This is a genomic window from Streptomyces malachitofuscus (assembly GCF_055571035.1).
Map to the genome: position 1 here is coordinate 365,487 of NZ_JBVIGA010000003.1, position 20,005 is coordinate 385,491.

Below are 20,005 nucleotides of genomic sequence, written 5' to 3' on the forward strand. Positions count from 1 at the left end.
TTGTTCTGCTGAGGAGTCCCCGTGGCGACCACCCGCCGCCGTCCAGCCCGGAGCCGGGTGTGGCCCAAGATACGGCTGCTGCTGTTCGTGGTCGTGATCGCGGCCGGCGCCACGGCGCTCTATCCCCTGTGGAAGAAGGCCAACCCGGATCCGCCGGAGCTGCTCGTCCGCTACCGGACGGACACCCCGGCCACCTCGAAGGTGGCCAAGCCGTCGCTGGAGGTCTTCAACAAGACCGACAAGCCGCTGCCGTTGAGCGATGTCTCGCTCCGGTACTGGTTCACCGCGGACGAGGGGGCCTCGTACGCCTTCAACTGCGTCAACGTGGCCTTCGGCTGCTCCAACCTGGCCGGGCGCGTGGTCGAGGCGGACAAGCCCGGCGAGGGCGCCGACCACTACCTGGAGATCCGGTTCACGGACAAGGCCGGCACCCTGGCCCCGGGCGCCAACAGCAAGGGCATCGACGTCCAGCTGTTCCGCACGGACCACAAGGAGCTCAAGCAGTCCGACGACCGCTCCTTCGACGCGGAGATGACGACGTACAAGGAGGCGAAGCAGGTCACCGCGTACAGGCGGGGCGTGCTCGCCTGGGGCGAGGAGCCGGACGGCACCAAGCCCGAGCCCGGCGGGAAGCAGGCGAAGACGGCCGCCGCGCCCGATCCGCTGCCGGCCCCGCCGGAGGGCGTGCTGTTCGACACCTTCGACTACCTCGGCGCCAAGGACCCGGCCCTGTTCAAGCACGGCTGGCTGGTCCGCACCAGCAAGGGCGGCCCGGGGATCGAGGACACGTGGTCGGCGGACGGCGTCACCTTCCCCGGCGACGAGGAGGCCCTGGAGGGCGGGCAGGTGCTCCAGCTGCGCGCCAGCACCGACGGCACCGAGGCGGGCACCAAGCAGGCGAGCCTCGGCACCGCCGAGAGCAAGTTCCGCGAGGGCACCTACGCGGCGCGCATCCACTTCACCGACGGGCCGACCAGCGGCGACAAGGGCGACCACGTCAACCAGACCTTCTACACCATCGGCGGCAAGGGCGCGAAGTACAGCGAGCTCGACAACGAGTACATGCCCAACGGCGGCTGGGGGCGGCCCGGTCCCAAGCTGGACACCGTGACCTGGTACGACCACAAGACGAACGACCGTCTCTACACCACCACGAACAAGAGCCTCGACAACTGGCACACCATGATGATCAGGGTCAAGGACGGCGTGGTCGCCTACTGGCTCGACGGGAAGAAACTCTTCCTCACCAACGGGAAGTTCTACCCGCGCGCCGACATGTCGGTGAACTTCAACCACTGGTTCATCGACCTGCCGTTCAAGGGCGAGCGTGCCTGGGACATGAAGGTCGACTGGCTTTACTACAACGCGAACGAAACCTTGTCGGCGGACGAGGTCCAGGCCCAGGTCGAGGACTTCACCGGCAAGGGAATGAACTACTTCGACACGGTTCGGGGGTCCTAAGTGGGCAAGAGGCGGTCCAGCTCACACAGCCGCGCTGCGACGGGTGAGAAGCCGGTGGTGAGCCGGCGCTCGGCACTGTTCCTGGGGGGCGCCGGCGGCGTCGCCATGGCGGGCGGGGGTGCCTGGCTGGGCAATGTCGCCGCGCAGCCCGCGGCGGCCCCGGCGGCTGCCGAGGGTGCCATCGGCGGCCTCACCACTCCCCCGCCCTACGCCCCGTCGGGGCGCAGGCCCAAGAACCGCCGGGCCACCTGGTCCCAGCAGTTCCAGGCGTCGCACGGCTGGAGCGCGGGCGGTGCGGGCACCCAGTCCGCGGAGGCGAACGACAAGACGCAGTTCGTGCGCGGCACCCAGGCCGTGCGGGTCACCACCAACGGCAGCGGCAAGCAGTCCTACGTCCGCAAGTCCGGTATGGCCGCGATGGATCTGAGCGGCAAGATGATCCGGCTGGTCTTCCGCGTCGACGACGTGGCGAACCTGTCCAAGATGGTGTTCTACCTGGGCAGCGGCGGGCTGAAGAACTACTTCTCCTGGACGTTCCACTCCCACTCCAAGACCGCGGCGAACTACGTCCAGTCAGGGGAGTGGGTCACGGTCCACCTCCAGTGGGCCGACGTCAGGAGCGCGTCCGGCACGTACACCATCTCCGCCGACGGCAAGCCGTCCACCCGGACGGGCTTCACGGACATGTCGTTCGCCGTGTACGACAACGCCGCCGGTCCGGTGACATACCGGCTCCAGGCCGTGGAGCTGATACCGGACACCTCCGAGGCGTTCCCCAAGGGCGTCGTCTCCATCACCTTCGACGACTCCCACAAGTCGATCCACGACCTGGCCCGCCCGGTGATGGACTCCTTCGGCTTCCCCGGCACGTCGTACAACATCGCCGACGTCATCGGGACCGGGAGCTTCATGACGGTCGACCAGATGCGTTCGATGCAGAACTTCTCCGGCTGGGAGATGGGCGGTCACGCCTATGCCAACGCCACGCACAGCGCCAGCTACCCCAAGCTGACCGCGGAGCAGGCCGACGAGGACTTCCGCAAGCTGCGCGAGTGGCTGGTGTCCAACGGCTTCACCAGCGAGCACTTCGCCTATCCGCACGGAGCGTTCCAGAAGACCTCGGACGGCGTTCCCGTCGACCTGATCGCCAGCCGGCACTTCACCACGGCCCGGTCGATCATCTCCGAGACGATCGAGTCGTTCGCCCCGGCCAACCCCTACCGCCTGAAGTCGCTGACGGGCATCACCGACGCCACCGGCATCGGCGGTACTCCGCTGACGCGGCTGACGGCCGAGGGCGGCCACCTGGACCGGTGCCGGGAGAACGGCGACTGGCTCATCCTCTGTCTGCACAAGATCGTCGACGGCACCCCGAAAACCAGCACGGAGATCGGCACGGCCGGGCTCACCACGCTGATGCAGGAGCTCGAGGACCGGGACATCCCGGTGGTGACCGTCGAGGAGGCGATGGCCTACTACAAGTAGGCGCACGGACATGACGCGAAGGGGGGCGGCCGTGAGGCCGCCCCCCTTCGTCGTTCGTACGCGACCGGGCCTACCAGCCGCCGCCCTGGCCGTTCTGCGGCCAGTCGGGGTTCTGATAGCCGCCCTGGCGGCCGTCACGGCCGTACCCCTGCTGGGGGTGCTGCGGCTGCTGCGGGTAGGGCTGCTGCTGGTACGGGTCGCCGTGGCCGCCCTGCCACTGCTGCTGCCCACCGCCCTGCCACTGCTGTCCGCCGTGCTGGGCGGGCGCCGCCTGGGCCGGCGCCGGAGTGCCCCAGCTCACGGGCTGCTGCGGCACGTTCTGGTGGTGCTCCTCGTCGTAGCCGGGCAGCGGCTGCGGCTGGCTGGGGACGTAGGCGGCCCGGGGCCGGGTGCGCAGGGCCACGCCCTCCAGACGCATGAGCTGGAGCGTCTCGGTGACCTTCTTGTCGGAGTACGGGTCCTCTTCCTCCCAGATCTCCGTCATGTCGGCCTCGTGGTCGCCGCCCACGGTCACCTCGACACCGGCCTGGCGGGTGCCCCAGCTGCCCTTGTGCAGGGTGAGCAGGGCGTAGAACCGCAGCGGGGTCAGCAGGAAGAGCTGGATCAGACCGTAGAGCGGGGCCAGCAGGAACATCCCGAACCGCTTGATGAAGCCCATGCCACGGCGCGGGAAGTCGAGGTAGCGGACGTTGCGCAGGTAGCCCATGAGGACCATGAACAGCGCGTAGTCGCCGATGTGGTTGAGGAACCGGGTCGGCTCCATGATCGGCAGGATGACCATGGAGTAGAACATGGCCGTGCCGAAGACCAGCCACAGGCCGAGCTCCATGCAGGTCAGCCAGAAGGCCGGCCGGAACTTCTTCTGGTGCCGGAAGGCCCACAGGGACTCACGGAAGAAGGACTTGTTCCAGCGGACCTGCTGGCGCAGGAAGTGCGGCAGCTTCTCGGGGACGGCGGTGTAGCCGACGGCGGTCTCCTGGAAGACCACCTGGCCTTCCATCAGGCAGTAGTTGGTCATCCGGCGGTCGTCGCCGAAAACGGCCGGCTTGCCCAGGAACTGCTGGTTGAGGAAGTCCGGCAGGTACTTGCGCACCAGGGTGCCGCGGTACGCCGAGAGGGCGCCGCAGCAGCAGAGCACGGACTTCAGCCGCGAGTAGGCGGCCCGCTCGAACAGGAAGGAGTTGCCGTAGCGCAGGTCCTGCAGGCGCGTGAAGATGTTGCTGTCGTGGTTGAGCGCCAGCACCATGCCCGTGGAGGCCATGATCTTCTCGTCGGCCAGCGGCAGCAGCAGCTCGCGCACGGTGTCCCGGGAGAGCACGGTGTCGGAGTCGACGCAGAGGAAGATGTCGGAGTACGGCGCCGCCTCGAAGCCCAGCGCCAGGGCCTCGCGCTTGCCCTTGTTCTCGGGCTGGATGCTGACGGTGTACTTGACGCCCAGGGCTTCGAACTCGGGCCGCAGCTTCTTCGCCGCCCGGATGCCTCCGGGGTCGGCGCTGCAGTCGTCGATGATGTGGATCTCGTTGGGGAGCCGGCTCTGCGCGAGCAGGGAGCGCATGCCCTGCTCGAACATCACCGGGTCCTCGTTGTAGATGGGAATGACCGCGGTGACCCAGCAGTCCTCCAGGTACTCCAGTTCCTCGCGGCCCGCCTTGGCGGGCCGGTAGAACAGGGCGCCGAACATCTTGAGGGCCAGCAGGCCCATGGCGCCCATGGAGTACAGGTGCAGCGAGTCGGAGTCGAGCCGGGTGGCGATGACCGCGGCGATCGCGAGGAAGAAGAAGTACGAGACCTTCAGGTGCCGGCGTTTGCGGTGCCCACGGCCGTCGGAGTCGACGGCCCCCGGTATGTACGTGTCCTCGGTTGTCACAGCTTGACCACCCGGGGGTGATCGGCGGACTTGCCCCGGGTGTCGAACAGCTTGCGGGCGCGGTCGGCCAGCAGGTCCAGATCTATCTCCCGGTGCGGCTGGAGCAGGATGGTGAGGTCCGCGGTCTCGGCGCCGGCCAGGTAGTCGTCGACGCGCTCGACCGGGGTGCCCTCGACCGCCCAGTCGTCGACCCGGGGGTCGAAGTAGACGAGTTCGGCGCCGCGGGCGAGGAGGTTCTCGGCGACCGCCATGGCCGGGCTCTCCCGCTGGTCGGAGATGTCCGGCTTGTAGGTGACGCCGAGCAGCAGCACGCGGGAGCCGCGCACGGCCTTGCCCTCGTCGTTGAGCAGATCGGCGGCACGGTTGACCACGTGCACCGGCATGCGCTGGTTGATCTCCTGCGCCAGCTCCACGAACCGGAACGGGATGCCCAGCGAACGCACCTTGTAGGAGAGGTAGTTGGGGTCGATCGGAATGCAGTGCCCGCCGACGCCGGGGCCGGGGTAGAACGGCGCGAAGCCGAACGGCTTGGTGGAGGCGCAGCGGATCGCGTCCCACAGGTCGACGCCGATCTCACGGCAGAACATCGACATCTCGTTGACGAGGGCGATGTTGACGTGCCGGTAGGTGTTCTCCAGCAGCTTGGCCATCTCGGCCTCGCGGGTGCCCTTGGCCTCGACCACGCGGGCCACGAAGCGCTCGTAGAGGGCACGGGCGGCCTTGGTGCAGTCGGCCGTGACGCCGCCGACGACCTTGGGCGTGTTCTCCAGGCCGAAGGAGGCGTTGCCCGGGTCGATGCGCTCGGGCGAGAAGGCCAGGTGGAAGTCCTTGCCCACGGTCAGGCCGCCGGCCTCCAGGCGGGGCCGCACGACCTCGTCGGTGGTGCCGGGGTAGGTCGTGGACTCCAGCACCACGAGGGTGCCGGGCCGCAGGTGGGTGGCTATGTCCTCCACCGCGGCGTGCACGGCGCCCAGGTCCGGGGAGCCGTACTCGGTGAGCGGGGTGGGCACGCAGATGACGACGGCAGCCGCGTCGGCGATGACCTCGGGGCGGTCGGAGGCCGTGAAGCCCTGGCCGAGCATGGCGCCGACCTCGTCGTCCGAGATGTCGTCGACATGTGAACGGCCACTGTTCAGCCCCTGGACAACTGCGCTGCTGCGGTCGAGACCCACCACCTTCAATCCGGCGGCTGCGGCGGAACGAGCCAGCGGCAGCCCCACGTAACCGAGTCCGACAACGACAAGATCCGTCGTGGAGGATCTGCTCACGACACCATTCCCCAACCCCGTTGCACGGCCACGGGCCGGCCGGACGCGGGCAGCACAAGCCGCCCGAGAAAATCGAACAAGTCCGAGGAGGCTAACAGAACCTTCACCTTTTCACCCTGCTCACAACAAGTGCGGCTTGTCACGTACACACCTGTACAACCCTTGGCGCAGCTCGTGTGTCTCCTGTCACCACAGTGACGTCCGGCCGGGCAGAGGCCCCGGCCGGCCTGCCCAGTCAGCGTGAACCGGAGCGACATGACCCACACCAGCGCCCCCGCCGGCGGGCCCCGGCCCGGCAGCCGCAGGCGTGCCCGCACCCGTGGCCGCGGCAGCACGTTCCGCCGTGTCGTCCTGCCGGTGCTGCTCGTGGTGGTCCTCGCGGCGGGCGGTACCGCATGGTGGCTGTACCGAGGGCTGGACGGCAACCTCAAGGACAGCGCGGTCGACCTGGACAAGGCGCTCGGCGACGAGAAGAACCGCCCACGGCGCGCGGCCGAGGCCGGTGACGCGCTGAACCTGCTGCTGCTCGGCTCGGACTCCCGGGCGGGGGCGAACGCGGCGCCGGACGGGGGCTCGGCCGCCGGGGCGCGCTCCGACACCGCGCTGCTGGTGCACATAGCGCGGGGCCGGACCGAGGCGGTGGCGGTGAGCATTCCGCGCGACACGCTGGTGACCCGGCCCGAGTGCACGAAGTCCGACGGCACGGTGGTGCCCTCGGCCCGGCGGGTGATGTTCAACTCCGTCTACGCGCAGGTGGGATCGGCGTGCACCGTAAAGACGGTCGAACAGATGAGTGACGTGCGGGTGGACCATCTCGTGGAGGTGGACTTCGCCGGGTTCAAGGGGATCGTGGACGCGATCGGCGGAGTGACGGTACGGCTGGAGCGGCCGATCACCTCGGGGCTGCGGCTGGACGCCGGTGAGCACCGGCTGGACGGCGACGAGGCGCTGAAGTTCGTACGCACCCGGCACGGTTACGGCGACGGCAGCGACCTGGGGCGGATCGAACTGCAGCAGAAGTTCCTGGGCGCGCTGCTGGCCGAGATCAAGCGGCAGGATGTGCTGGGGAGTCCGGCGAAGCTGTACCGGATCGCCGACCGGCTCACCGAGTCGCTGACCACCGACTCCGAGCTGGCCTCGCTCACCGCGCTGGCCGAGTTCGGGCAGAGCCTGGAGGGGATCGACCCCACGGCGATGGACACGGTCATGCTGCCGGTGGAGTACGACCGGGCCGACCCCAACCGGGTGGTGGCGGTGGAGCCGTTGGCGTCCCGGCTGTGGGAGGCGATCCGTACGGACGCGGAGATACCGGAGTCGGTGCGGAAGTCCCCGGCGCGCGGCTGAGGGACCCCCGGCGGTCCGAACGTCGGGCCGTCGGCGTCCATCGAGCCGGCGCATGGCGCCTGCCCCCCACCACCGTCCGGGCTCAGGCTTCCCGCCACGCCCGAAGAGCCAGCCCCGGCTCGTCCTTGCGGCGGGTGAGCAGGAGGGTGCCGGTGGACGGGGCGAGGGAGGCCGCGACGATCTCGTCGTGCTCGTCGAGGGCGACGGACACCACTGCTTCGGCGGGCAGTTGGGGACCGGACTCGGTCCACCAGGCGCCGGCGGACTCCTGCTGTGTGGGGTACGCGGCGAACGCGACCCGGCCGCTCGCCGAACGCTGGGCCAGCACGGTGCAGTCGTGGCCGTCGATGTCACAGCGCACGGCGGAGACCGGGCCGGGACCGGCCGCGGCGATCAGGGGGACGGGCGCGTCGCCGGGGCGCCATGCGCACACCTCCCCGCGCTCGTCGGTGAAGAAGAGGGTGGTGTGCTCGGCCGACGTGGCCAGGGCGCGCAGGGTGCCCGGCCGTACGGGTACGTCGACGCCCTCCGCCCGCACCGGCCGCTCGCCCGACTTCTGCTGACGCCAGTGCAGGATCCCGCCCGGACCGGCCGCGTACAGCTCGACCCGGCCCGACTCCCCCGTGACGGCGGCGAGTTCCTCGTGCACGTCCTCTCCGCCGAGCCGGGCCCACGGCTCCCAGCCGCCCTTCTCCTTCTGCGCCAGCAAGCTCACGCCGCCGCCCTGGTCACGGACGAAGACATGGGCGCGGCCCCGGTCGTCGACGGCGACGGCGGGGGTGCCGGTGCGCTCACCCTTCTTGTCGGGGTGGCCGACGGGGATCCAGTCCAGCGGGGCGAGCCGGGGGCGGAAGTGGGTGGAGTGGACCAGGCCGGCCTCACCGTTCGCGGTGGGCCGCCAGGCGACCAGATGGGCGTAGCCGTCGGCGCCCTGGCCGACGGCCGGTCCCGGGCACAGCTGCTGGTCGCCGCCGATCCTGCGGGGTGGCTCCCAGGCGCCGCCGGGCGCGAGTTCCGCTCGGCACAGGACGGCGTCGTCCGACGGCAGGTAGACGGTGAGGCGGCCGTCGCGGCCGCGGAGGAGCCAGTCGCCGTTCACCACTTCACCTTATGCAAGGCGGTTCGCGGGGCGCGGGCGGGGCGGCCCCGCGTGGGACCCTGGCCGCATGAACGACACCGCCGCCCTGCTCGTGATCGTCGACGCCGCGAATGTCGTCGGGTCGGTGCCCGACGGATGGTGGCGGGACCGCCGGGGCGCCGCGGAGCGCCTGCGCGACCGGCTGGCCGCGGACGGCCTGCCCGGCCGTTCCGGGCCCGTGGAGATCGTCCTGGTGGTCGAGGGAGCGGCCCGGGGGGTGGAGTCGGTGCCGGGCGTCCGCGTGGAGTCCGCCCCGGGCAGCGGCGACGACCACATGGTCGCCCTGGTCGCCGAGGCGGGCGACCGCCCGGTCCTGGTCGTCACGGCCGACCGCGAACTGCGCCGCAGGGTCACCGCCCTCGGCGCCGAAACCACGGGCCCCCGCACGGCCCGCCCCTGACCCCGGCTCCCCCTGGCGAGCACCGCGTCCGCCCCCGAGGACCCGCCCGCCGTGCGACCCGACACCCCAAGCCCCGGCCGGCCCCGAACACCCCCGACCAGCCAGTCGCAACCGCACCCCCAACACACCCCGGACACCGGCCACCCACCCAGCACGGACGCGCCACAGGCCCGCTCCCCAGGGGCCCCGTTCATGTCCTCCGGGCCGTCCGGCGCGGGCGGCGAGTGGTGCGGGCCGGGCATGGGGTGGCCCCGTGGCCACTCGGGGCGCGGGGCACGGGGCCGGGGGCGGGTTGTCAGCGGGTGGGTGGGGTGCTGGTCTCCTCCGGGGCCCGGGCCATCCGGCTGTGGGTGCGGCTGTAGAGGAAGTACACGACGATGCCGACCGCCATCCAGATGCCGAAGCGGACCCACGTCTCGGCGGGCAGGTTCAGCATCAGCCACAGGGACGCGCAGACCGAGACGATCGGCAGCACGGGCACCCACGGGGTGCGGAAGGCGCGGTGCAGGTCGGGCCGGGTCCTGCGGAGGATGATCACGCTGATGGCGACGATCACGAAGGCGAACAGCGTGCCGATGTTCACCAGCGCGGCCAGCTCGTTCAGCGGGGTGAAGCCCGCGAGGATCGCGATGGCGACACCGAGCAGGATGGTGGGCCGGTGCGGCGTCCTGAACCGGGGGTGGACCCGGGAGAAGAACCGGGGCAGCAGCCCGTCGCGGCTCATCGCGAAGAAGACCCGGGTCTGCCCGAGCAACAGGATCATGCAGACGGTCGTCAGGCCGACGGCGGCCCCGAAGCTGATGAAGCCCGCGAACCAGGGATGCCCGGTGGCCTTGAAGGCGTCCGCGAGCGGGGCGTCCACGGACAGTTCGCTGTAATGCTGCATACCGGTGACGACGATCGACACCAGGACGTACAGCAGGGTGCAGATGAACAGGGAGCCGAGGATGCCGCGGGGCATGTCGCGCTGCGGGTTCTTGGTCTCCTCGGCGGCCGTGGCGACGATGTCGAAGCCGATGAAGGCGAAGAACACCACCGAGGCGGCGGTGAAGATGCCCATCACGCCGAAGTTGGCCGGGGCCCAGCCGAACATCAACTGGATGAGCGGCGAATCGAGGCTGTCCCCGGCGGGCACCGGCTTCGAGTCCGGGATGAACGGGTCGTAGTTGTCGGCGGTGATGAAGAAGGCCCCCGCGATGATCACCACGAGGACCACGGTCACCTTGATGGCGACGACGATCGAGGTGACCCGGGCGGACAGCTTCATGCCGAGCACGAGGATGCCGGTGAGCACCAGCACCAGGGCGGCGGCGAGGATGTCGAACCCGAAGACGTCGGAGCCCTCGCGGCTGCCGAGTGCCGCCGGCATCTCCCAGCCCGCGTTGTCCATGAGCGACTGGATGTAACCCGACCAGCCGACCGCCACCACCGCCGTGCCGAGTGCGAACTCCAGGACCAGGTCCCAGCCGATGATCCAGGCGGGCAGCTCACCCAGGGAGGCGTAGGAGAAGGTGTAGGCGGAGCCCGCCACCGGGACGGTGGAGGCGAACTCGGCGTAGCAGAGCGCGGCGAGCGCGCAGACGACACCGGCCACCACGAACGCCAGGGCCGTGGCCGGTCCGGCGTTGTCCTTGGCGACCGTACCGGTGAGGACGAAGATGCCGGTGCCGATGATGACACCGACGCCGAAGACGGTCAGGTCCAGCGCGGAGAGGGACTTCTTGAGCGCATGCTCCGGTTCCTCGGTGTCGCGGATGGACTGCTCCACCTTCTTCGTCCGGAAGAGGGGGCTTGTCACGGGTACCTCCCACGCTTGTCGTCCTCGACATGATCGAGAGGGGGCGTAGGGTCGTATGCCCCGGCGCGGCGGGCTTCACGCAGACGGGCCGCCCGCGCCACTCTTCACAGTGGCACGGGCGGCCCATCCGGGCGACGCGTGGTGCGGGTCAGTCGCGGGCCGGTTCCACCGCGTCGGCGGTGGAGGGCTCGTACCGGCCGTCCAGCTTCGCCACCAGGCCGGTGACCTGGCGGGCGATGTCGGGTGCGGTCAGCCCGATCTCGGCCATGACCTCGGCGCGGGAGGCGTGGTCGAGGAAGCGCGGCGGGATGCCGAAGTCGCGCAGCGGCACGTCCACGCCGGCGTCGCGCAGGGCCTGGGCGATCGTGGAGCCGACACCGCCGACCCGCGAGTTGTCCTCGACGGTGACGACGACGCGGTGCTTCTCGGCGAGCGGCGCCATCGCCTCGTCGACGGGCTTGACCCAGCGCGGGTCGACGACGGTGGTGGAGATGCCCTGACGGTCGAGGAGGGAGGCGATCTCCAGGCACATCGGGGCGAGCGCTCCCACGGACACCAGCAGCACGTCGGGGGTGTCGGTGCCGGGCTCGCGCAGGACGTCCATGCCGCCGACGCGGCCCACGGCGGGCACGGCGGGGCCGACGGCGCCCTTGGAGAAGCGCACCACGGTGGGGGCGTCGTCGACGGCGACGGCCTCGCGCAGCTGGGCGCGGACCTGGTCGGCGTCGCGCGGGGCGGCCAGCCGCAGCCCGGGGACGACCTGGAGGATCGACATGTCCCACATGCCGTTGTGGGAGGCGCCGTCGGTGCCGGTGACGCCGGCCCGGTCGAGCACGAACGTCACCCCGCACCTGTGCAGGGCCACGTCCATGAGCACCTGGTCGAAGGCGCGGTTGAGGAAGGTGGCGTAGACGGCGAAGACGGGGTGCACGCCGGCGTGGGCGAGGCCCGCCGCGGAGACGGCGCCGTGCTGCTCGGCGATGCCGACGTCGTAGACCCGGTCGGGGAAGCGTTTGGCGAACTTGTCCAGGCCGACCGGCTGGAGCATGGCGGCGGTGATGGCGACGACGTCCTCGCGCTCCTCGCCGAGCTTCACCATCTCCTCGCCGAAGACGGACGTCCAGTCGGCGCCCGAGGTGGCGATCGGCAGACCCGTGTCGGGGTGGATCTTGCCGACGGCGTGGAAGCGGTCCGCCTCGTCCTGGAGGGCGGGCTGGTAGCCGCGGCCCTTCTCGGTGAGGCAGTGCACGATCACCGGGCCGTTGAAGCGCTTGGCCCGGGCCAGCGCGGACTCCAGGGCCTCGATGTCGTGGCCGTCGATGGGGCCGACGTACTTCAGGCCGAGGTCCTCGAACATGCCCTGAGGGGCGATGAAGTCCTTCAGGCCCTTCTTGGCGCCGTGCAGGGTGTCGAAGAGGGGCTTGCCGACGACCGGGGTGCGCTCCAGGAGGTCCTTGGTGCGGGTCAGGAAGCGCTCGTAGCCGTCGGTGGTGCGCAGCGTCGCGAGGTGGTTGGCGAGGCCGCCGATGGTGGGCGAGTAGGAGCGCTCGTTGTCGTTGACGACGATGACGAGCGGGCGGTCCTTCGCGTCGGCGATGTTGTTCAGTGCCTCCCAGGCCATGCCGCCGGTGAGCGCGCCGTCGCCGATGACCGCGACGACGTGGCTGTCGTCCCGCTTCATGATCTGGTTGGCCTTGGCGATGCCGTCGGCCCAGCCGAGCACCGTGGAGGCGTGGCTGTTCTCGATGACGTCGTGCTCGGACTCGGCCTGCGAGGGGTAGCCGGACAGGCCGCCCTTCATCTTCAGCTTGGAGAAGTCCTGCCGGCCGGTCAGCAGCTTGTGCACGTAGGACTGGTGGCCGGTGTCCCAGAGCACCTTGTCCTTGGGTGACTCGAAGACCCGGTGCAGGGCGATGGTGAGCTCCACCACACCGAGGTTGGGGCCGAGGTGGCCGCCGGTCTTGGAGACCGCGTCGACGAGGAAGGTCCGGATCTCCCCGGCCAGCTGGACGAGCTCCTCCGGGCTGAGCCGGTCCAGATCGCGCGGTCCCCTGATGCGGGTCAGCAGCGGCACCCGTGCCTCCTTGCAGTAGAGCTGATCGAGCTGTTGCCGGGCGGGTCGAGTCTAATGTTCCGCTCCGCCGTGACGACTCCGGGCGGTGCGTCGTACATCACCCGATCAGCAGTACCCCGATTGCATCAACCCCACGACACGCGTGTTGCCCGGCGCCGTCAAGGCACCGGGCAACAGCAACGCCGTCAGGGGCGCGGGGCTCGATCGATGGGCGGCTCCGCCGCGTGGGCGCGGTCGACCACAGCGGACCGGCAGCCGCCCCGCTACGCGCGCCCTGCGGTCTTCTGCGTCTTACGGGTGACCGCGTCGATGACGACGGTCGCCAGAAGCACACCACCGGTGATCATGTACTGCACCGGCGAGGCGATGCCTTCCAGTGCCAGACCGTAGGTGATCGAGATGATGACCATCACACCGAGCAGCGCGTCCCACGTGCGGCCGCGACCGCCGAAGAGCGACGTACCACCGATGACGGCCGCGGCGATGACGTTCATCAGGAACTCACCGGTACCCGCGCCCTGGTTGGCGGAGGCGATCTTCGAGGCGACGAACAGACCGCCGATCGCGGCGAAGGTACCGGCGATCGCGAAGACCGAGATCCGGACCATCTCCACGTTGATACCGGCGCGGCGGGACGCCTCGACGCTGCCGCCGAGCGCGAAGACCTTGCGGCCGTAGGACGTGCGGCGCAGCACGAAGTCCGTGAGGAGCAGGAAGGCCAGGAAGATCACCACGGCCAGGGGCAGGCCCTTGTACTGGTTGAAGACGATCGCGACGACGAACGCCAGGACGGCGAGCAGCACGGTCCGCACGATGATCTCGTTCAGCGGGCGGGACGGCACACCGGCGGCCTCGCGGCGGCGGTTGTCGAAGAACGCCAGCAGGAAGTACCCCACGGTGGCGACGATCGCCAGGCCGTACGCGGCGGCCACATCGGTGAAGTAGTAGCTGGTCAGCTTGACGACGAGGCCCTCGGAGTCGAGGTTGATCGTGCCGTTGCTGCCCAGGATCTGCAGCATGAAGCCCTGCCAGAACAGCAGTCCGGCCAGGGTCACGGCGAACGCCGGGACGCCGATGCGGGCGAAGATGAAGCCGTGGATGGCGCCGGCCACCGTGCCGGTGAGGATCGCCAGCACCAGGGCCAGGATCTCGTTCATCCCGTGGGTGACGCTCATGACCGCGAAGGCCGCGCCCGCGACACCGCTGACCGAGCCGACCGACAGGTCGATCTCGCCGAGCAGCAGGACGAAGACGATACCGACGGCGATCATGCCCGTGCCGACCATGGCGACGGACATGTCCGAGAAGTTGCCGGCGGTGAGGAAGTTGGAGTTCAGGCTGGTGAAGATGGCCCAGATGATCACCAGGCCGACCACGACGGGGATGGAGCCGAGGTCACCGGCCTTCATCTTCCGCTTGAACTCGTTCCAGTAACCCAGGAAGCCCTGCTCACGGACCAGCAGCCGGGGGTCGACCACGGTGACCGCGGCGGCGGCCGCCTCGGGGTTCTCCACGGCGTGGTCCTCGGCGGGGGCGGAGGTCTTTTCGGTGCTCACTTCTTGATCTCCCCATTGGTGCGCGCCGCACGACGGGTCACGGCGTTGTCCGTGGCGCCCGTGATGGCGGAGATGATCTCTTCCTGCGAGGTCGACTTGACCTCGAAGACGCCGTTGTTGCGGCCGAGCCGCAGCACGGCGACCTTGTCCGCCACGGCCTTCACATCGGCCATGTTGTGGCTGATGAGGATGACCGCGTGACCGCGCTCGCGCAGCCGCTCGACCAGGTCGAGGACCTGGGCGGTCTGCTCGACGCCGAGGGCGGCGGTGGGCTCGTCGAGGATCACCAGCTTCGGCTCGCCGAGCATGGACCGGGCGATGGCCACGACCTGGCGCTGTCCTCCGGAGAGGGAGGCGATCGGGATCCGGACGCTGGGGATGCGGATCGAGAGGGTGTCGAGGAGCTCGCGGGAGCGGCGCTCCATCTCGACCTCGTCCAGGACACCGCGCCGGCGCAGTTCCCGTCCCAGGTAGAGGTTGCCGACGACATCGATGTTGTCGCACAGCGCGAGGTCCTGGTAGACCGTCGCGATGCCCAGGTTCTGGGCGTCGTGCGGCCTGTTGATCTGAACCTTCCGGCCGTCCCACTCGATGACGCCCTCATCGATGGGATGCACGCCGGCGATCGTCTTGACCAGGGTGGACTTTCCGGCTCCGTTGTCGCCCACCAGGGCGACCACCTCACCGGCGTGGACCTCAAGCTCTACGTCGGTGAGCGCCTGGACGGCACCGAACCGCTTGGAGACCCCGCGCAACGCCAGCACGGGCGTAGCGGACACGTGAACCATCTCCTTCGCCGCCTGACCCGGCGGGAGGTTGTGCAGAGAATTTGGGGGGTTGTTCCGTCCGGCGCCCCGCGTAGCTTGCGGGGCTGATGTGTGCGGGGCGCCGGCGGAAGCGCGTGGCAGTCGTCCCGTCGGGGAGTCCGGGTCACGGACTCCCTCGTCTGTCACGGGACTTGGGGACTGCTTACTTGAGGCCGATCTTGTCGCAGGCGGCCTTGTACTTGTCCGTGCAGATCTCCTGGACGGTGTAGATGCCGTCCTTGATCACGGTGTCGTTGATGTTCTCCTGGGTCAGCGACACGACCGGGACGAGGACCGACGGCACACCCTTGGTGGTGGGGCTGTCGACCTTGTCCTTGGCGAGGGAGTCCAGCGACTTGCCCTGGGCGAGCAGGACGGCCATCTCCGCGGCGACGTCCGCCTCCTGCGGGTAGGGCTTGTAGACGCTCATGTACTGCTCACCGGTGACGATGCGCTGCACACCCGCGAGTTCGGCGTCCTGGCCGGTGACCGGGATGTCGGCGATGCCGGCGGCCTTCAGGGCGGTGATGATGCCGCCCGCCATGCCGTCGTTGGCGGAGTAGACGCCGACGATCTTGTCCTTGCCGAGGGCGGAGATGGCGCCCTCCATGTTGGCGTTGGCGTTCTCCGGCTTCCACTCCTTGGTGTCGTACTCGCGGCCGACCTTCACCTTGCCGTCGAGGACGGAGTGGGCGCCCTCCTTGAACATGGCGGCGTTCGGGTCGGTGGAGGAGCCGTTCATCATGACGATCTGGCCGTCCTTGGCCTTGTCGCCCAGGGCCTTCAGCAGGGCCTCGCCCTGCGTCTTGCCGACCGTCACGTTGTCGAACGAGGTGTAGGCGTCGATCGGGCCCTCGGCGAGGCGGTCGTAGGCGACGACCGGGATGCCCTGGTCCTTGGCCTTCTTCACCGAGCCGGCGATGGCCTTGGAGTCCACCGCGTCCACGATGAGCACGTCCACCTTGTTGGTGATCATCGTGTCGACCTGCTGGTTCTGCAGGCTGGCGTCCTGCTTGGCGTTGGCGTAGACGACCTCGCCCTTGTTGTTCGTGAGCTCCTTGACCTTCTTCTCGATCAAGGGCTTGTCGAACTTCTCGTACCGCGCGGTCTGGTTCTCCGGCAGGAGCAGACCGACCTTGATGTCATCGCCCTTGGCGGCGGAACCGCCGTTGTCCTTCTTGTCGCCCGCCTCCTCGGCGCTGCCACAGGCAGCGAGCGAGACGGCCATGGCACCCGCGGCAATGGCGATAGCAGCACGACGCATACGCGTGTTCATTCAGAAACCTCCCTGACGAGGCCGCGTCGTTGCGGCCGAGGTGGCTGGAAGTCAACTCGGCCACACGTGCGACGTCAAGAAGTAAATCCTTAACGAGATGGCAACGGTGCCATCCGTTCTCTAAGTGAAGGCAGGGTCGACGGCGGCGAGTGACCCCGTCGCAGTACCGTCCAAAAGAGTCGAATCGCCCATCTCACTCAGTGCGAGAGCGAGCGCTCCGAGCACCTCCGCACGGCCCCCAAGTGCCCCGGGGAGAACGGACAGTTGACGTGCCGCACTGGGGATCGCATAGCGGCCGACGGACTCCCGGATCGGCCCGAGCACCAGCTCGCCGGCCTCGGCGAGATCACCGCCGAGCACCACCCGGCTCGGGTTCAGCAGGTTGCAGAGATTGGCGACTCCACTGCCGATGTGGCGGCCGACGTCGGCGATCACCCGACGGCAGCCCGGGTCTCCGTCCCGTGCCAGCCTGACGACGCCTTCCATCGTCAGGTCGGTGCCGTGACTGGGCTGGAGCAGCGGGAGCACATAGCGCGCCGCCGCGAACGTCTCCAGGCAGCCGCGATTGCCGCAGCGGCACACAGGGCCGGATTCGTCGAGTGTAATATGTCCGATTTCGCCCGCGGTGCCGCCCGGGCCGCGATAGATCTTCCCGCTGATCACCAGACCCGCGCCGACACCGCTGGCGACCTTGATGTACGCCAGGTCGCGCACGCCCCTGCCGCTGCCCCAGACCATCTCGCCGAGGGCGCCCAGGTTGGCGTCGTTGTCCACGTGCACCGGCACGCCGAGCCGCCCCCGCAGCTCCTCGGCGGGCTTGGTGCCGGTCCAGCCGGGCAGGATCGCGGTCGAGCCCAGCGTGCCCGACTCCACGTCGATCGGACCGGGTACGCCGAGGCCCACCCCGGCGACCTTGGAACGGTCCACCCCGGTCGCCTCGATCAGCCGGCTGACCAGCTGTTCCGCCCGGTCGAAGCCCTGCGTCGAGGAGGCGTCCACGTCCAGCGGCTCGGACTCCTCGGCCAGCACCTGATGGGCGAGGTTCCCGACCGCGACCCGCAGATGGGTGTGCCCGAAGTCGACGCCGATGACGATGCCGGCGTCCCCGCTCAGCGAGACGCTGCGGGCCCGGCGGCCGCCCGACGAGGTGGGCGTGACCTCGACCGTCCCGCCGTCCTTCAGTTCCCGGACGATATTGGAGACCGTGGCCGCGGACAGGCCCGTGGTCCTCGCGATCTCCGCCTGGGTGAGAGAACCCGCCAGACGTACTGCTCGGACGACCCGCTCCAGGTTGGCTCGGTGCAGCGACGACTGCGACCCCGGAGTCTCCATTGACTCTCACCCTCATCCCTGGGCCCGCGTCACCCTGGGGCGACGGGACCTTGTACAAGTTATGAACTCCAAGCTCCGATGAATCGCCCAGTGGCGTCAAGACCTTGACAGAAATCGGTTCCAGGCCGTGCCCACGGCCGACTACCGGCGGTACGCCACAGGGGTCCGGCCCCGGAGAGCTGTCTCTCCGGGGCCGGACCCCTGCGTACGACGGGTGGAGCGGCGGTGGGCGTCAGCGGAAGGTACCCTGTGACACCGAACCGGCGATCCGCCGCTGGAAGACGCAGTACACGATCAGTACGGGCACCACCGTGATCACGATCGCCGCGAACAGCGCGCCATAGTCGATGTCGTAGACCTGCGAGGACGCGTAGGCGGCCATGCCCTGGGTGAGGACCCACATGTCCTGGTCGGTGTTGAGCGCCACCGGCAGCAGGAACTGGTTCCACAGGCCCAGGAAGTTGAAGATCGCCACCGCCGCCATGCCCGGGCGGGCCATCGGCAGCATCACCTGGAAGAACGCCCGCCAGTCCCCGGCACCGTCGATCAGCGCGGCCTCGTACACGTCGTGCGGCAGCGACCGGAAGAACGAATAGAGGAAGAACATCGTGAACGGCAGCGCGAACGCGACATAGGTGAGAATCAGTCCGAACCGCGTGTTCAGCAGACCGAAGTTCTGCAACTGGAAGAAGAGCGGAACGATCGCCAGGAAGACCGGGAAAGTCAGGCCGGCGAGCATGACGTAGTAGATCAGCCGGCGGCCGGGGAACTCGAACCGGGCGAGAATGTAGGCGCACATCGCGCCGAGCAGCATCACCAGGATCAGTGCCGAGACCACGACGATCACGGAATTGAGGAAATACCTCCCGATATTCGCGTCGGTCCATGCGTTCGCGTAGTTCTCGATCCGCCAGTGATCCGGCAGCGAGAACGGCGACGAGAGGATCTCGCCGGTCGATTTGAACGACGACATCAGCACCCACAGCATGGGCACGATCACGATCACGGACCACAGGATCAGCAGGGCGTGCGAGATCGCCGCGAATCTGCGGTCGCTGCTCGCGGCGACGCGCGTCAGCTTCCGGTCTCTCGCCGGTTTACGGTCACTGGCCGGCTTCCGGTCGGCGGCGATGACGCTCACCCGGCACCTCCCTTGGCTGCGGCACGCCGAGCTCTGGACCCAGGTGCTTTCCTCCTGCTCTCGCCCTCGCCGCCGCCGGTGAGGCGGTTGACGAGGAACACCAGCGCCGCGAACACCAGGGTGACGACGGCGAGGACGACGCCCATCGCGGTGGCGTAGCCGAACTGCTGCTTGGCGAAAGCGACGTTGAACAGACGCTGGCTGATGGTCAGGGTCGAGTTGTCCGGGCCGCCGTTCGGCACCATCGCCTGGACGTACACGAACGCGTCGAGGGCGGCGATGCCCAGGTAGATGTACGCCGTCTGCACGCTGTCCCGGATCGCCGGCAGGGTGATCGAGATCGTGGTGCGCAGCCGGCCGGCCCCGTCGATCCTCGCCGCCTCGTACAGCTCGGCGGGAACGCCCTTGATCGCGGCGATGAAGAGCACCGCGTAGAACCCGACGAGCCCCCAGATGATGACGAACATCACGGACGGCATCGCCGTCGCCTTCTCGCCCAGCCACGCGAACGTGTCGAACTGGTCGAGGCCCAGGCCCGTGAGGACGCCGTTGAGCAGTCCGGCGTTCGGGTCGTACATCTGCGCCCAGATCAGACCGACGATGATCGCCGGCACGACGTAGGGGAAGAACGAGATGATCCGGTAGAAGGACGCTCCCCGGATCCCTCGGACGGGGCCCTTGCTCGGCCCGCCCAGGGTGATGGCCACGGCGACCCCGAGGGCGAGCGTCAGGGTCACCAGCGGCACGAAGACCGCGAGGAGTGCGACGTTGCGCAACGCCTTCAGGAAAATGTCGTCCTGGAACATCTTCGTGAAGTTGTCGAAGCCGACGAAGTTGTAGTCCGGGCTGAAGCCACGCCAGTCGGTCATGGCCCAGAAGATCGCCTGGCCGAACGGGATCAGGACGAAGATCACGAAGATGGCCAGCGGGACACCGAGGAACGCGAGGAAGAACGTCACCCGGTCGAACGTGAGCTTGCGGCGCCGTGGCCGCCCGCCGCGAGCGGCCGGCTCGGGCCGGCGGCTCGCGGTTTCGGCAGTGGGGATCGTGTCCTTCATC

15 protein-coding genes are annotated in these 20,005 nt (G+C 69.2%); 4 read left to right on the forward strand and 11 right to left on the reverse strand.

Features of this window, described 5'->3' with window-relative positions:
* Nucleotides 1-21 precede the first annotated feature (21 nt).
* Together ACZ44S_RS06395 and ACZ44S_RS06400 are read left to right on the forward strand one after the other, a co-directional pair.
* On the forward strand, nucleotides 22-1,461 hold the full coding sequence (locus ACZ44S_RS06395) for a cellulose binding domain-containing protein (RefSeq protein WP_466925100.1): 1,440 nt from the start codon (nucleotides 22-24) through the stop codon (nucleotides 1,459-1,461).
* A 57-nt stretch (nucleotides 1,462-1,518) separates the two neighbouring features.
* Complete coding sequence (locus ACZ44S_RS06400; RefSeq protein ID WP_466925102.1) at nucleotides 1,519-2,946, forward strand: polysaccharide deacetylase family protein; 1,428 nt, start codon at nucleotides 1,519-1,521, stop codon at nucleotides 2,944-2,946.
* A gap of 70 nt (nucleotides 2,947-3,016) precedes the next feature.
* On the opposite strand, the gene ACZ44S_RS06405 is transcribed toward ACZ44S_RS06400, so the two are convergent.
* Both ACZ44S_RS06405 and ACZ44S_RS06410 read right to left on the reverse strand, forming a co-directional pair.
* Entirely contained in the window at nucleotides 3,017-4,813 is a 1,797-nt protein-coding gene (locus tag ACZ44S_RS06405) for a glycosyltransferase (RefSeq protein WP_466925103.1), read from the reverse strand.
* On the reverse strand, nucleotides 4,810-6,081 hold the full coding sequence (locus ACZ44S_RS06410; RefSeq protein WP_466925104.1) for a nucleotide sugar dehydrogenase: 1,272 nt from the start codon (nucleotides 6,079-6,081) through the stop codon (nucleotides 4,810-4,812). Before ACZ44S_RS06410 ends, ACZ44S_RS06405 begins: the two co-directional genes overlap by 4 nt.
* 255 nt (nucleotides 6,082-6,336) lie before the next feature.
* Here ACZ44S_RS06410 and ACZ44S_RS06415 point away from each other — a divergent pair, with 255 nt between their 5' ends.
* On the forward strand, nucleotides 6,337-7,425 hold the full coding sequence (locus ACZ44S_RS06415; RefSeq protein ID WP_466925106.1) for an LCP family protein: 1,089 nt from the start codon (nucleotides 6,337-6,339) through the stop codon (nucleotides 7,423-7,425).
* Nucleotides 7,426-7,507: 82 nt separating this feature from the next.
* On the opposite strand, the gene ACZ44S_RS06420 is transcribed toward ACZ44S_RS06415, so the two are convergent.
* On the reverse strand, nucleotides 7,508-8,524 hold the full coding sequence (locus ACZ44S_RS06420; protein WP_466925108.1) for a PLL family lectin: 1,017 nt from the start codon (nucleotides 8,522-8,524) through the stop codon (nucleotides 7,508-7,510).
* A gap of 67 nt (nucleotides 8,525-8,591) precedes the next feature.
* On the opposite strand from ACZ44S_RS06420, the gene ACZ44S_RS06425 reads away from it, so the two are divergent.
* Complete coding sequence (locus ACZ44S_RS06425) at nucleotides 8,592-8,963, forward strand: PIN domain-containing protein (RefSeq protein WP_466925110.1); 372 nt, start codon at nucleotides 8,592-8,594, stop codon at nucleotides 8,961-8,963.
* A 295-nt stretch (nucleotides 8,964-9,258) separates the two neighbouring features.
* Here the strand turns inward: ACZ44S_RS06425 and ACZ44S_RS06430 are convergent, their stop codons facing one another.
* The 8 genes from ACZ44S_RS06430 to ACZ44S_RS06465 all read right to left on the reverse strand — a co-directional run bounded on the left by ACZ44S_RS06430 (nucleotide 9,259) and on the right by ACZ44S_RS06465 (nucleotide 20,004).
* Nucleotides 9,259-10,761: an amino acid permease gene (locus tag ACZ44S_RS06430; RefSeq protein ID WP_466925112.1), complete on the reverse strand. Its 1,503-nt coding sequence runs from the start codon at nucleotides 10,759-10,761 to the stop codon at nucleotides 9,259-9,261.
* 148 nt (nucleotides 10,762-10,909) lie between these two features.
* Nucleotides 10,910-12,835 (reverse strand): 1-deoxy-D-xylulose-5-phosphate synthase, encoded by a 1,926-nt coding sequence (gene dxs, locus ACZ44S_RS06435; protein ID WP_466925113.1) that lies wholly within the window; start codon nucleotides 12,833-12,835, stop codon nucleotides 10,910-10,912.
* Between the two features lie 263 nt (nucleotides 12,836-13,098).
* On the reverse strand, nucleotides 13,099-14,391 hold the full coding sequence (locus ACZ44S_RS06440; RefSeq protein WP_466925115.1) for a sugar ABC transporter permease: 1,293 nt from the start codon (nucleotides 14,389-14,391) through the stop codon (nucleotides 13,099-13,101).
* On the reverse strand, nucleotides 14,388-15,179 hold the full coding sequence (locus tag ACZ44S_RS06445; RefSeq protein ID WP_190164873.1) for an ATP-binding cassette domain-containing protein: 792 nt from the start codon (nucleotides 15,177-15,179) through the stop codon (nucleotides 14,388-14,390). The genes ACZ44S_RS06440 and ACZ44S_RS06445 overlap by 4 nt, the downstream gene beginning before the upstream one ends.
* A 181-nt stretch (nucleotides 15,180-15,360) precedes the next feature.
* Nucleotides 15,361-16,473: an ABC transporter substrate-binding protein gene (locus tag ACZ44S_RS06450; RefSeq protein ID WP_229853653.1), complete on the reverse strand. Its 1,113-nt coding sequence runs from the start codon at nucleotides 16,471-16,473 to the stop codon at nucleotides 15,361-15,363.
* Nucleotides 16,474-16,593: 120 nt separating this feature from the next.
* Nucleotides 16,594-17,805: an ROK family transcriptional regulator gene (locus ACZ44S_RS06455; RefSeq protein ID WP_466925116.1), complete on the reverse strand. Its 1,212-nt coding sequence runs from the start codon at nucleotides 17,803-17,805 to the stop codon at nucleotides 16,594-16,596.
* A gap of 232 nt (nucleotides 17,806-18,037) precedes the next feature.
* Nucleotides 18,038-18,946: a carbohydrate ABC transporter permease gene (locus tag ACZ44S_RS06460; RefSeq protein WP_466925117.1), complete on the reverse strand. Its 909-nt coding sequence runs from the start codon at nucleotides 18,944-18,946 to the stop codon at nucleotides 18,038-18,040.
* Nucleotides 18,943-20,004, reverse strand: a complete 1,062-nt coding sequence (locus ACZ44S_RS06465) for a carbohydrate ABC transporter permease (protein ID WP_466925119.1) — start codon at nucleotides 20,002-20,004, stop codon at nucleotides 18,943-18,945. Before ACZ44S_RS06465 ends, ACZ44S_RS06460 begins: the two co-directional genes overlap by 4 nt.
* Nucleotide 20,005 lies beyond the last annotated feature (1 nt).

Bases quoted from the DNA above. Each gene is read 5' to 3' on its own strand.
- ACZ44S_RS06450 (WP_229853653.1), bottom strand. From the start codon at position 16,473: ATGAACACGCGTATGCGTCGTGCTGCTATCGCCATTGCCGCGGGTGCC.
- ACZ44S_RS06455 (WP_466925116.1), bottom strand. From the start codon at position 17,805: ATGGAGACTCCGGGGTCGCAGTCGTCGCTGCACCGAGCCAACCTGGAG.
- ACZ44S_RS06425 (WP_466925110.1), top strand. From the start codon at position 8,592: ATGAACGACACCGCCGCCCTGCTCGTGATCGTCGACGCCGCGAATGTC.
- ACZ44S_RS06445 (WP_190164873.1), bottom strand. From the start codon at position 15,179: ATGGTTCACGTGTCCGCTACGCCCGTGCTGGCGTTGCGCGGGGTCTCC.
- ACZ44S_RS06415 (WP_466925106.1), top strand. From the start codon at position 6,337: ATGACCCACACCAGCGCCCCCGCCGGCGGGCCCCGGCCCGGCAGCCGC.
- ACZ44S_RS06465 (WP_466925119.1), bottom strand. From the start codon at position 20,004: ATGAAGGACACGATCCCCACTGCCGAAACCGCGAGCCGCCGGCCCGAG.